Below are 12,758 nucleotides of genomic sequence, written 5' to 3'. Positions count from 1 at the left end.
GTCTCGCGTCAGATGATAAACGCGTGCAATGCGGCGTCTTTACGGTCGAGATAATGCGTCGAACGTATACGACGGATGGTGCGGGATTTACCCCGGATCAGCAGCGTTTCGGTCGTCGCCATATTTCCCTGACGGCTGATGCCTTCCAGCAGATCACCTTTGGTAATGCCGGTCGCAGAAAAAATCACGTTGTCATTACGCGCCATATCATCCAGCTGCAGCACTTTGCCTGCTTCAATGCCCATCCCCTGACAGCGTGTCAGCTCTTCTTCGCCAATGCGGCGGTTTTCCAGGGTATCGCCTTTCACGTCATGGCGTGCCAGTAAGCGGCCCTGCATGTCACCGTCCAGCGCGCGGATCACCGCGGCGGAAATCACCCCTTCCGGCGCGCCGCCGATGCCATACAACACATCAACTTCACTGTCGGGCATGCAGGTGAGAATAGTGGCTGCCACATCGCCGTCCGGGAAGGCAAAAACCCGTACTCCGGCCGCCAGCATTTCTCGAATCGCCTCGTCGTGACGCGGTTTCGCCAGCACGGCTACGGTCAGCTCGGTCAGCGGTTTGTTCAGCGCGCGGGCAACATTTGCGAGGTTTTCCGCCAGCGTCAGATCCAGATTAATCGCGCCTTTTGCGCCGGGCCCGACGGCGATTTTTTCCATGTACATATCCGGCGCATTGAGGAACGAGCCTTTATCGCCGACGGCCAGAACGGCCAGTGCATTGGATTGCCCCATTGCCGTCATGCGGGTACCTTCAATAGGATCGACGGCGATATCCACGGCATCGCCGCGGCCTGTTCCGACTTTTTCGCCGATATACAGCATTGGCGCTTCGTCAATTTCCCCTTCGCCAATCACGATGGTGCCATCGATATCGACGTTATTAAGCATGATGCGCATCGCCTGAACGGCGGCGTTGTCAGCGAGGTTTTTATCGCCACGGCCAAGCCATTTATACCCAGCCAGGGCGGCCGCTTCGGTCACGCGGGAGAACTCGATTGCTAATTCACGTTTCATTGGAAAGCCTGTAGGAAGAAAAAAGAGATCGGTGAGGCAAAGGCTCATCTGTGCGGGGGATTTTAGCACAATGGGAAAGGCGCATAAAAAAACTCCCCGGCGGGGAGTTTTTTAAGACGGTGTTGGCGAAAAAAGGCGGCGATTACTCGTCGTGATCTTCCCATGAACGAACGCGTGCCACGGCTTTTTGCCAGCCTTTGTAGCGTACATTACGTTCTGTGGTTTCAATGCTTGGGCGGAATTCACGTTCGATGGTCGCTTTGCTGCGCACTTCATCCAGATCGTTCCAGAAACCGACGGCCAGCCCGGCAAGGAAAGCAGAACCCAGCGCGGTGACTTCCAGAACGGCAGGGCGCTCAACGCGGGTACCGAGAATGTCTGACTGGAATTGCATCAGGAAGTTGTTCGCTACCGCACCGCCATCCACGCGCAGAGACTGCAGGCGGGTACCGGAATCAGCCTGCATGGCATCAAGCACGTCACGCGTCTGATAGGCGATAGATTCCAGCGTTGCACGGATGATGTGGTTGCTATTTGCACCACGGCTCAGACCGAAGATCGCGCCACGGGCATACGGGTCCCAGTAAGGGGCGCCAAGGCCGGTGAAGGCAGGCACCACATACACGCCGTTGGTGTCTTTCACTTTGCTGGCGAAATATTCTGAGTCTGTGGCATCGCTGATCAGTTTCAGTTCGTCGCGCAGCCACTGAATGGAGGCACCCCCGACGAATACCGCACCTTCCAGCGCATAGTTCACTTCGCCTCGCGGACCACAGGCAATCGTCGTCAGCAGGCCATTTTTGGAGGTTACCGCTTCTGTGCCGGTGTTCATCAGCAGGAAGCAGCCAGTACCATAGGTATTTTTCGCCATACCCGGTTGTACGCACAGCTGACCATACAGCGCGGCCTGCTGGTCACCGGCGATACCGGCGATAGGAATACGCGTACCGCCTTTACCCCCGATGTTGGTCTGACCGTAAATTTCAGAAGAAGGGCGAACTTCCGGCAACATGGCGCGCGGAATATCCAGCACTTCCAGCATACGTTCATCCCATTCAAGATTATGAATGTTGAACATCATGGTACGCGAGGCGTTAGTGTAATCAGTAACGTGAACACGTCCCTGAGTCATTTTCCACACCAGCCAGGTATCCACGGTGCCGAACAACAGTTCGCCGCGTGCAGCGCGTTCACGGGAACCTTCAACGTGGTCGAGGATCCATTTCAGTTTGGTACCAGAGAAGTACGGGTCAACCACCAGACCGGTGTTATGACGGATGTACTCTTCCATCCCGTCTTTCTTCAGCTTTTCACAGATGTCAGCAGTACGACGGCATTGCCACACAATCGCGTTATAAATCGGCTTGCCGGTTTCTTTTTCCCACACGATGGTGGTTTCACGCTGGTTGGTGATACCGATACCGGCGATCTGATCGGAGTTGATGTCGGCTTTCGCCAGCACTTCCACCAGCACCGAGCTTTGGGAAGACCAGATTTCCATCGGGTCATGTTCCACCCAGCCGGATTTCGGGTAGATCTGGGTGAATTCGCGCTGTGAAACGCTGACGATGTTGGCATCGTGATCCAGAACTACGGCGCGTGAGCTGGTTGTACCCTGATCAAGTGCGACGATGTATTTTTTTTCGTGAGTCGTATCTGCTGACATAATTTTCATCCTGCGAATAAGTTAGCTTTGGAACAGTTTAGCCGATCAGGCTTTACGCTGTTTGGAAGGCTGAGGCGCTTTTTCATCTGCAATATCATTGATCTGATGTGGCAGATGACGACCAATCAACGCTTTGTACGCGATGGCACCGAGTGAAGCGCCGAGCAGCGGGCCAAAAATCGGAACCAGGAAGTAAGGAATATCACGTGCACCGGTGAAGGCGACTTTGCCCCAGCCAGCGAAGTAAGCGAACACTTTCGGACCGAAATCACGCGCAGGGTTCAGTGCGAAGCCGGTTAACGGACCCATTGAAGCACCGATAACCGCGATCAGAATACCGATCAGCAGCGGAGCCAGCGGGCCGCGTGGAATGCCGTTGCCGTCATCCGTCAGGCCGAGGATCAACGCCATCAGAATGGCAGTGATCACCGTTTCAACCAGGAAGGCCTGCAGTACGCTGATGTGCGGGTTTGGATAGGTGGAGAAGATACCGGCCAGATCCAGACTTTCGACACTGCCGCGCACCATATTATGGCTTTGCTCGAAATCGAAGAACAGGTTGTAGTAAAGACCGTAGACCAGCGCTGCGGCACAGAAGGCACCGGCGACCTGCGCCACGATGTATGGCAGAACTTTGCGTCCTTCAAAGTTTGCAAACAAACATAACGCGACGGTCACCGCCGGGTTCAGGTGTGCGCCTGAAATCGCTGCGGTCAGGTAGATGGCCATTGCCACACCCAGACCCCAGATAATGCTAATTTCCCACTGGCCAAAGGTAGCACCGGCCAGTTTCATTGCTGCGACACAACCCGCACCAAAGAAAATGATAAGCCCGGTACCCAGAAACTCAGCGATGCACTGACCTTTTAATGTGGAACTCATGGTTTGGCTCATAGTTGGATCCTGCTAAGGATGATGTTAATGGTTAGTTATAGTTTTTCTGTTATGCGTACGTGAACGTAATCGGATTTTGCCGTTCATCATTAAATGAGAACGTAATGTGAATTTATCGTTAACGAGCATAAACGAGAAATAGCGAAATCAATTTTTGTGTGTTGTGTCATAAAAATGAGCGATTTCGCGTGTTGAAAGGTCCTGCCGACCGGTAAAAAGCCCACGCCGTGACATTCCCGTGAAGGCTGTGAAGCTAAACGCGCATGTCGGATGGCGCTCAGGGTATTCGGTATTCGCTGACATTTCTGGAGGGTGACTCTGCTTTTTAAGCATTTCCTGATACTCAGCCTGTGAAAATTGCAACAGACTGCGTGCAGAGAGGGGTTCTTGGTAGACAGGGCAAGGCTGGCTACATACAATCACTCGTTAAGACACCCGCCGTTTTTTTGAAATCCCGGTGAAGTTCAAACGTTATTGCGATTTGAATTTATTATAGAAATCGGCGAAGTGCAGGAATTTTTGAGCCGTGTCCGGACGATGCGGCAGAACATAAGATGTGCGCCTTGCGAACATAAGGGGACCGAAAAATGTCATTTGAAGTATTTGAGAAACTAGAAGCTAAAGTTCAGCAAGCGATCGATACCATTACTCTGTTGCAGATGGAAATCGAAGAACTGAAAGAGCAAAACAACACCTTGTCTCATGAAGTTCAGCAGGCGAGTGGTAATCACGAGTCGCTGGTGCGCGAAAACGCACAGCTGAAAGAAGAGCAACACGTCTGGCAGGATCGTCTGCGTGCACTGTTGGGAAAAATGGAAGAAGTCTAACGGCTTCATTTTCCAAATAAAAAAGGACGCCCAGGCGTCCTTTTTTGTTGCTGTAAGCGAAGGTTATTCGATATCGAGCGGGTCTTCTGACAGGATGATACCGGTGTTATCAGCATACAAGTGGTCGCCGGAGAAGAAGGTCACGCCGCCGAAATTAACACGAATGTCGCTTTCGCCGATCCCCTCACTGCCTGCGCCAGCCGGAATGGCCGCCATAGCCTGAATGCCAAGGTCGAGCTCTTCCAGGTCATCCACCTGACGAACTGCACCGTAAATCAAAATGCCTTCCCATTCGTTTTGCAATGCCTGACGTGCCAGACCGGCATCAAGTAATGCACGACGAACAGAACCGCCGCCATCGACCACCAACACGCGGCCACGACCATTCTCTTCCAGCAGGTCATAAAGCAAGCCATTGTCTTCGAAACACTTCACTGTCGTGATTTGCCCGCCAAATGAAGTACGGCCACCAAAGTTGGAGAACAGGGGTTCGACAACATTCACTTCTTCATGGTAGATATCGCAAAGTTCGGAAGTATCGTATTTCATAGGATTTCATCTGGTTGCTGCATGAACGTTCAGTATATCCCTTATCGGCGGATGTTGGCAAAATCATCAATTGTTAAATGTGAAAAGTGACCCGATTAGCGCACGCCCGGCCACTTTTCTTCAATTCAGTAACAGACCCACTGCAAACAATACGTTAGTCAGTAACGCAGCTTTTACCATGTGCTCCAGCAGAGGGCGTACTTCCATTGAGGTTTTTGCGCGATTCACCCGGCGGATATGGATTGCCAGCACCGGTAAGGCCAGAAGAAACAGCCAGCCGGTCCAGTGATGCAGATAAACGGCAGAGAATACCGCCAGACAAATTGCGGCGGCAATCAGAATCACCGTGTGATAACGACGCGCATTGACCGGCCCCAGACGGACGGCCAGCGTGTTCTTGCCATTGGCGCTGTCGGTGTCGATATCACGCAGGTTGTTAATGTTGAGCACCGCAGTGGAGAGCAGGCCGGTCGCCGTCGCTGGCAGCATCACAATCCAGTCGAAGTATCCCGCCTGCAAATAGAACGTACCGGCAACGCTTATCCAGCCAAAGAAAATCAGCACCGAAATATCACCGAGGCCCATATAACCGTAAGGGCGCGTCCCCACGGTATAGGTGATTGCCGCGCCAATCGACAGCAGCCCGAGGATCAGAAAACCGACAACGTCGCTGGGTTTATGACAGGCCACGGCGATCAGCGCGACGCCACAAATAATGGTCAGCGCGATGGTGAGCATAATCGCGTGTTTCATTTGTGAGGCGGTAATCATCCCTTTTTGCATGCCGCGCAACGGCCCGACGCGATCAGGCGTATCGCTGCCTTTTTCGGCATCGCCATAATCATTCGCCAGATTGGACAGGATTTGCAGACACCCGGCGGTGAGCAGCGCCAGCAACGCCGTCAGCGGATGGAAAACGCCTTGCAGGCTGGCAATGGCCGAACCCATCACGATAGAGGCAAAAGCCAGAGGCAGCGTTTTGGGACGCAGGCTTTCGAGCCAGGCGCGGGCGGGCGTCGTCGGAGTGCAGGGAGTCATAGTGCTCATAGATGGATTCGCTCAGGTGAACAAGTCAGTCCGAAATCTAAAAAAAATCAGGGAGGCAAACGCCTCCCTGAAGATCACTTTCGGAACGTATGAGCAAATTATAAGATAAAACGGCTCAGATCTTCATCAGCTACCAGCTGATCAAGATGGCTTCTAACATAATCTGCATCAATGTTTATGGAAATACCGTTGCTTTCGCTCGCGTCGTAAGAGATATCTTCCATCAGACGCTCAAGAACCGTATGCAAACGACGGGCACCAATGTTTTCGGTGGTTTCGTTGACCTGCCATGCGGCTTCGGCGATACGGCGGATACCGTCAGCGGTGAAATCAATGGTGACGCCTTCGGTCGCCATCAATGCTTTGTACTGATGAGTCAGCGAAGCACTCGGTTCGGTCAGAATGCGTTCGAAGTCTTCAGTCGACAGCGCCTGCAGTTCAACGCGAATAGGCAGACGCCCCTGCAGTTCAGGGATCAAATCTGACGGGCTGGCAGTCTGGAACGCACCGGAAGCGATAAACAGGATGTGATCTGTTTTCACCATGCCGTGTTTGGTAGAGACTGTACAGCCTTCCACCAGCGGCAGCAGGTCGCGCTGAACACCTTCGCGGGAAACATCCGGGCCGGAGCTCTGGCCGCCGCGTTTACAGATTTTGTCGATCTCATCGATAAACACAATACCGTGCTGCTCGACGGCTTCGATCGCCTGTTCTTTCAGATCTTCCGGATTCACCAGTTTTGCCGCTTCTTCTTCAACCAACAGCTTGTAGGCTTCTTTGATTTTCAGTTTGCGCGGTTTTTGTTTCTGCCCGGCCATGTTCTGGAACATGGACTGAAGCTGGTTCGTCATCTCTTCCATGCCCGGCGGAGACATGATTTCCACGCCCACAGGACCGGAAGCCAGACTGATTTCAATTTCTTTGTCGTCGAGCTGGCCTTCACGCAGTTTTTTGCGGAAATTCTGGCGCGCGGCAGAAGGTTCCTGCGTTTCGTCTGCCTGGCCCCAGTTGTTTTTTGCCGGCGGGATCAGCACATCCAGAATACGTTCTTCGGCCAGTTCTTCGGCGCGGAAACGGTTCTTTTCGATGGATTGCAGACGCACCATTTTCACGGCGGAGTCGGTCAAATCGCGGATAATAGAATCCACTTCTTTACCGACATAACCGACCTCGGTGAATTTGGTCGCTTCGACTTTGATGAACGGTGCGTTCGCCAGTTTCGCCAGACGGCGGGCGATTTCGGTTTTACCCACACCGGTCGGACCGATCATCAGAATGTTTTTCGGGGTGACTTCATGGCGCAGCGCTTCGTCGAGCTGCATGCGACGCCAGCGGTTACGCAGGGCAATGGCCACGGCACGTTTCGCTTTGTCCTGGCCAATGATGTAGCTGTCTAGTTCGCTGACGATCTCGCGCGGGGTCATCTCAGACATAATTTTCGATCCTTACGCTTTAGAAGACAATTCTTCGATGGTGTGGAATTGGTTGGTGTAGATGCAGATGTCACCGGCGATACTCAGCGATTTTTCCACGATGTCGCGGGCGCCCAGCTCTGAGTTTTCCAGCAGTGCGCGGGCTGCTGCCTGTGCATAAGGGCCACCGGAACCAATGGCGATCAGATCGTTTTCTGGCTGAATAACATCACCGTTGCCGCTGATGATAAGCGACGCGTTTTCATCGGCGACGGCCAGCAGCGCTTCCAGACGGCGCAGCATACGGTCGGTACGCCAGTCTTTCGCCAGTTCTACGGCCGCTTTCACCAGATGACCCTGATGCATTTCCAGCTTGCGCTCGAACAGTTCAAACAGCGTGAACGCATCCGCTGTACCGCCAGCAAAGCCCGCGATCACTTTATCGTTATACAGGCGACGTACTTTTTTTACGTTGCCCTTCATGACGGTATTTCCCAATGTGGCCTGGCCATCACCACCGATAACGACCTTGCCGTTGCGGCGTACACTTACAATTGTTGTCACGAGCGGTTCCTCGTTGCAGACGGGAAAGATCCCCGCAGGCTTGTGGGACACGCTGGGTGTCTCACAAGCTTACGAGGCATATTGAAAGTATAGATTGGGGAAGGATTACGGGTTTTCAACCCCCGGTTGCGAGGGGAATGCAACCGGAGATGCCTGCGTTCTTCAGGCGGGCTAAGGTGCTGTCGGCACCGGAACGATTGTTATAAGGGCCGATCACCACACGATTCCAGCCACCGCCGGTCGTGATACGGCCTTCAAAACCTTCAAAGGCCAGCTTCGCACGCTGAGATTCTGCCTGCTCGGTGCCGTGGAAAGAACCGCACTGAACCATAAAGCGCTGGGTCTTTTCCTGCTCTTTAGGTTTCTCCGGCGTCACCTGTGTGATGGCGGCCGGTTGCTGTGTTTTAGGCTGTTCTTTCACGGTTTCTTTCGGCACAGGTTTAGGTTTCTGCTGTACCGGTTGTGTCTGAGCCTGAGCCTGAGCCTGAGGTGCGCGTACTGGCTGCGTTTGCGGCGTGTACGCAGGTTGTTGCTGAACCTGGCGCGGCTGAGTCTGCACCGGCTGTTGCTGTGCATAGGTCGGTTGCTGCTGTTGCTGAACCTGACGCTGCGCAGGTGCCGTCGGCGTACGCGTGACCTGATTTGGATCGTTATACGGCACTTCAGACAGCTGTGTCGGCGTCTGGCGCATATCGGCCTGCATTTGCTCAAGCAACTGGCGCTGTTCCGGCGTCAGCTGAGTTTTGGATTCCACCTGACCACCCGCCGTCGGTTCTGTGGGCGTGGTCACACCCATCTGGCGGTTTTCCAGTTCTTTAATATAACGCCAGCGTTCTTCAGGCTTAGGAGGCAATCCGTTACCCGGACGGACAGGATGCGTTGGCACCACGACCGCTTCTTCATGCTTATTGTGAGCAATAAAATAGAGGCCACCGACAAACACCACCAGCACCGCAACGGCTAACACCACCATGGTTTTGGAGATCGTTGTGGAATTGCGTTTTTTACTCCGGCTGGTACTTTTCCGCCGCGCTCCTGAGCGCCCACGGCTTACATAGTCTTTCTGTGCCACTATCGTTTCGCTGTGTCGTGATGATTAAAGAAGAAGTGCGTCATGTTACTTAACCCTGAACATTTACTGAAATTAAAACTTCATGGTGGGATAAAAAATGACTCACGCTTTGGGCGCCGCAGTACTTTCACGCACGATGAGTTCGCTGTCGAGCAGCAGTGAACCGTTTTGTACCGGATTTCCCTGCAACTGCTCGAGTAATAATAACATGGCCTGACGACCCAGCTGGAACCTTGGCTGCGCCACGGTGGTCAGCGGAGGATCGGTGAACTGGCTGGCCTTGATGTCATCGAAGCCGACAATCGACAGATCTTGCGGAATACGCAGCCCCATTTTCTTTGCCTGGAACATGGCGCCAATCGCCATCACATCGTTGTGACAGAAAATCGCCGTCGGCGGTGTCGGCAGTGACATCAGCTCTGTCAGCGCCAGCGCGCCTGATTCATAGCTGAAATCACCATGAACGGTCAGAGCGCTCTCGACGCTCATGCCATTACGACGCAACGCCTGAATATAACCTTGTGAACGGTACTGGCACAGCGGCATATGTTTCGGCCCGGCGATACAGGCAATGCGCTGATGACCCAGCTTCAGAAGATAATGTACGGCTTCAAATGCGGCAGTCAGGTTATCAATGTGAACGGTCGGCAGTTCAAGTTCCGGGGCAAATTCATTGGCCATCACCATCGGCGGCAAATTTCGCTGTTCTTCTTTACTGGCATCGAAAGGTAAATCCGAGCCGAGCAGAAGCATGCCGTCAATCTGTTTGGTGATGATCAGATTGATGAAGGTTTTTTCTTGCTGGTTCTGGTGAGCGCAATCGCCGATCAACACCAGATAGCCACTTTGCGCGGCGGTGCGTTCGATCCCCTGGATCAAATCTGCAAAAAACGGATCGCAGATGTCCGGGACGATCACCAGAATGGTGCGTGATTCATTGCGTTTTAAATTGCGCGACATGGCATGGGGCGAATAGCCCACGGCCATGACGGCCTGATCCACTTTCTGACGGGTGGAAGCGGAAACTTTTTCCGGATTCATTAACGCGCGGGATACCGTTGCTGTTGAAACGCCTGCCTGTTCAGCCACATCTTTCATTGTCGCGGCGGGTAATTCTTTCTTGTGCTCCAACGCATCTCTCCTTGCAACTGCATCAAACGGACACGACAACATCAACATTCCTCACCTGCTACCCCTGCGTGCTGTGTAGCTCATCACATTCTAAACAGAATGTGAGTAGGATTTGTTACCTAATTTGCATTAAAAGTGTGATGCAGATGCTTTTTTTCGATCCACCCCGCAGAAAAACCGGGGCTACCTGCGGATTAGCTGTCAATCGGATCCACATCCAGCGTCCATTTCACTTTTCTGGCCTGAGGAAGGCTGGTGATAAGTGGCTGAGAACTCTTGATCAGATGCTGTAAAACCCGGCGGGAAGGGTGCTGCAATAACAGCTGCCAGCGGAAGCGCCCGTTACGTTTGGCGGCGAGCGCCGGAACCGGCCCCAAAATCCACAGCGAATCATCTTTCAGGGGGCTGGATTCCAGAAGATTACGTAACTGCTGGAGGAACAGCGCCGATTGCTGATTATCATGATCTTCAGAGCGAATCAGAATATGGCTGGTATAAGGCGGCAGGAAGACGCTTTTACGCTCAGCAAGCGTCTGCCTGGCAAATTCGTCGTAGCCTTTTTGCAACAGAACCTGCAACAGCGGGTGTTCAGGATGATGAGTTTGCAGCACCACTTCGCCCTGTTTACCGGCGCGTCCTGCGCGTCCTGAAACCTGCGTATAGAGCTGGGCAAATCGCTCGGCAGAACGGAAATCCGCTGAGAACAGCGCGCCGTCGACGTCTAATAAAGACACCAGTGTGACGTCCGGGAAGTGATGCCCTTTCGCCAGCATTTGCGTACCGATAAGAATACGTGCACCGCCGCGATGGATTTCATTCAGATGCAGTTCCAGCGAGCCTTTACGGCTGGTGGTATCGCGGTCGATACGGGTGATGGGCGTATCGGGAAAGAGCGGGGCCAGCTCATTTTCCAGCTGTTCCGTACCGACGCCCACCGAAACCAATTGCGTCGAGCCGCAGTGTGGGCACTGGTGCGGCACCGCACGCTGGCTGTCGCAATGGTGGCAGCGTAACTGCCGCTGGTTCTGGTGGATCGTGTAATAGTGGTCGCAGCGCTGACATTCGGCAATCCAGCCGCATTCATGGCACAGCAGCGCTGGTGCATAGCCACGGCGATTGAGAAACAGCATCACCTGATTATCGGCTTTCAGATGCTCATGCATCTTTTGGATCAGCGGCTGCGATAACCCGACTTTCAGCTGCATTCCTTTCAGATCGAGCAAATTCTGGCGGGCGAGTTTGGCGTTACCGGCACGTTTGGTCAGTTTCAGCTGGCGATATTTCCCCAACTCGACGTTGTGCAACGTTTCCAGCGCCGGTGTGGCCGAGCCCATGATAATCGGAATATTTTCGGCATGGGCACGGTAGACCGCCAGATCACGGGCGTGATAGCGCCAGCCCTCCTGCTGCTTATAAGAGCTGTCGTGTTCTTCATCAATAATGATCACCCCTAGGCGGGCGAAAGGCGTAAATAAAGAAGAACGCGTGCCGATGACGATCCCCGCTTCACCGTTACGTGCACGCAGCCAGACGGCAAGACGTTCGCTGTCATTGAGGCCGGAATGCAGGACATCAACCGGCGCACTGAAACGCTCCCTGAAGCGGGCAATAGTCTGCGGCGTCAGGCCGATTTCCGGCACCATCACCAGCGCCTGCCGGCCCTGTTCGAGAATATTTTCCAGCACGCTGAGATACACTTCGGTTTTGCCCGAACCCGTCACCCCGGCCAGCAGCCAGGCGGAAAACTGCTGATCTTCGCTGCGGATAGCACCGACGGCAGTGGCCTGCTCGGTGTTAAGCCGCAAACGCTCGCCCACGACTGAAAAATCTTTGCGCCAGTCCGCTGCATCGGGCGCGATACTGCGTAAATCGGTCAGCCCTTTGGCGCGCAATGCCTGCAATGCGGTATCCGTGAGATCAAGATCGGCGACCTGATGGCGATACACCGGCTTTTGCATCAGCGCGGCCATCGCCTGTTGCTGCTTTGGCGCACGTTTCAGGCTGTCGAGCGGGGTCGCGCGGCCCTGTTCAGTGGCAAACCACTGCCACAACGGCGTCAGTTCAGCGGGTTTTCCCTGGCGCAATAATACCGGCAGCGCGTGGAACAGCACTTCACCAATCGGAAAATGGTAATAGTCGGCAGCCCAGAACAGAATGCGCCACAGGTCGGGAGTAAAGAGGCTGGTACGGTCGAGGACCTCACGCACCGGTTTCAGCTTCTCCAGGCCAAACTCGCTGGAATCGCTGATCTTCGTGACAATGCCAATTGCATCGCGTTTACCAAAAGGCACACTGACCCGGCAACCCTGCGTGACCTGCATGTCGGGCGGCAATAAATAATCAAAAGTACGGGCAAGCGGAACAGGTAAAGCAACGTGGGCAACAGGCATCGGGGGTCCAGACTTTAAAAAAATGACGAGATAGTGTACACTGAGTCCTTCGAAATGCATGAACATGATTGCGCGGTTCTCAGAGATTCTGTATGATTCGCCGCCTTTGGTGCATTTCGTACTCAAAGCCTATCATCCACTACGCGTGGTGTCTGACGGAACAGGGTTGGATAGCGACGCGGCCTTA

11 protein-coding genes are annotated in these 12,758 nt (G+C 53.8%); 1 reads left to right on the top strand and 10 read right to left on the bottom strand.

The window, feature by feature from the left end:
* Positions 1 to 8: 8 nt before the first annotated feature.
* The 3 genes from glpX to ED901_RS20525 form a co-directional block, all read right to left on the bottom strand.
* Positions 9 to 1,019 (bottom strand): class II fructose-bisphosphatase, encoded by a 1,011-nt coding sequence (gene glpX, locus ED901_RS20535; RefSeq protein WP_122097081.1) that lies wholly within the window; start codon positions 1,017 to 1,019, stop codon positions 9 to 11.
* A gap of 142 nt (positions 1,020 to 1,161) precedes the next feature.
* Positions 1,162 to 2,685, bottom strand: a complete 1,524-nt coding sequence (gene glpK, locus ED901_RS20530) for a glycerol kinase GlpK (RefSeq protein ID WP_056774575.1) — start codon at positions 2,683 to 2,685, stop codon at positions 1,162 to 1,164.
* Positions 2,686 to 2,730: 45 nt separating this feature from the next.
* Entirely contained in the window at positions 2,731 to 3,579 is an 849-nt protein-coding gene (locus tag ED901_RS20525; RefSeq protein ID WP_056774579.1) for an MIP/aquaporin family protein, read from the bottom strand.
* A gap of 587 nt (positions 3,580 to 4,166) precedes the next feature.
* Between ED901_RS20525 and zapB the strand changes: the two genes are divergently transcribed.
* Positions 4,167 to 4,406: a cell division protein ZapB gene (gene zapB, locus ED901_RS20520; protein ID WP_056774584.1), complete on the top strand. Its 240-nt coding sequence runs from the start codon at positions 4,167 to 4,169 to the stop codon at positions 4,404 to 4,406.
* A 63-nt stretch (positions 4,407 to 4,469) separates the two neighbouring features.
* Here zapB and rraA read toward each other — a convergent pair whose 3' ends face one another.
* From rraA to priA, 7 genes are all read right to left on the bottom strand, one after another.
* Positions 4,470 to 4,955 carry a ribonuclease E activity regulator RraA gene (rraA, locus tag ED901_RS20515; RefSeq protein WP_056774588.1) on the bottom strand — a complete coding sequence of 162 codons (486 nt, stop codon included), beginning with the start codon at positions 4,953 to 4,955 and terminating at the stop codon, positions 4,470 to 4,472.
* Between the two features lie 120 nt (positions 4,956 to 5,075).
* Positions 5,076 to 6,002, bottom strand: a complete 927-nt coding sequence (locus ED901_RS20510) for a 1,4-dihydroxy-2-naphthoate polyprenyltransferase (RefSeq protein ID WP_122097080.1) — start codon at positions 6,000 to 6,002, stop codon at positions 5,076 to 5,078.
* 98 nt (positions 6,003 to 6,100) lie between these two features.
* Entirely contained in the window at positions 6,101 to 7,435 is a 1,335-nt protein-coding gene (gene hslU, locus ED901_RS20505) for an HslU--HslV peptidase ATPase subunit (RefSeq protein ID WP_056774596.1), read from the bottom strand.
* Between the two features lie 12 nt (positions 7,436 to 7,447).
* Positions 7,448 to 7,978 carry an ATP-dependent protease subunit HslV gene (gene hslV, locus ED901_RS20500; protein ID WP_056774599.1) on the bottom strand — a complete coding sequence of 177 codons (531 nt, stop codon included), beginning with the start codon at positions 7,976 to 7,978 and terminating at the stop codon, positions 7,448 to 7,450.
* Between the two features lie 115 nt (positions 7,979 to 8,093).
* The gene (gene ftsN / locus ED901_RS20495) at positions 8,094 to 9,050 is read right to left on the bottom strand and encodes a cell division protein FtsN (protein ID WP_122097079.1); all 957 of its coding nucleotides are present in this window, start codon (positions 9,048 to 9,050) and stop codon (positions 8,094 to 8,096) included.
* Positions 9,051 to 9,152: 102 nt separating this feature from the next.
* Positions 9,153 to 10,181 carry a DNA-binding transcriptional regulator CytR gene (gene cytR / locus ED901_RS20490; RefSeq protein WP_056774605.1) on the bottom strand — a complete coding sequence of 343 codons (1,029 nt, stop codon included), beginning with the start codon at positions 10,179 to 10,181 and terminating at the stop codon, positions 9,153 to 9,155.
* A 194-nt stretch (positions 10,182 to 10,375) separates the two neighbouring features.
* On the bottom strand, positions 10,376 to 12,571 hold the full coding sequence (gene priA / locus ED901_RS20485) for a primosomal protein N' (protein WP_122097078.1): 2,196 nt from the start codon (positions 12,569 to 12,571) through the stop codon (positions 10,376 to 10,378).
* Positions 12,572 to 12,758: the final 187 nt, after the last annotated feature.

This window comes from Rahnella sp. Larv3_ips (genome assembly GCF_003697865.1).
In the GTDB taxonomy this organism is placed as follows: Bacteria; Pseudomonadota; Gammaproteobacteria; order Enterobacterales; family Enterobacteriaceae; genus Rahnella; species Rahnella rivi.
Note: the sequence above shows the minus strand (reverse complement) of the source record. Positions and strands in the feature narration are given on the sequence as shown.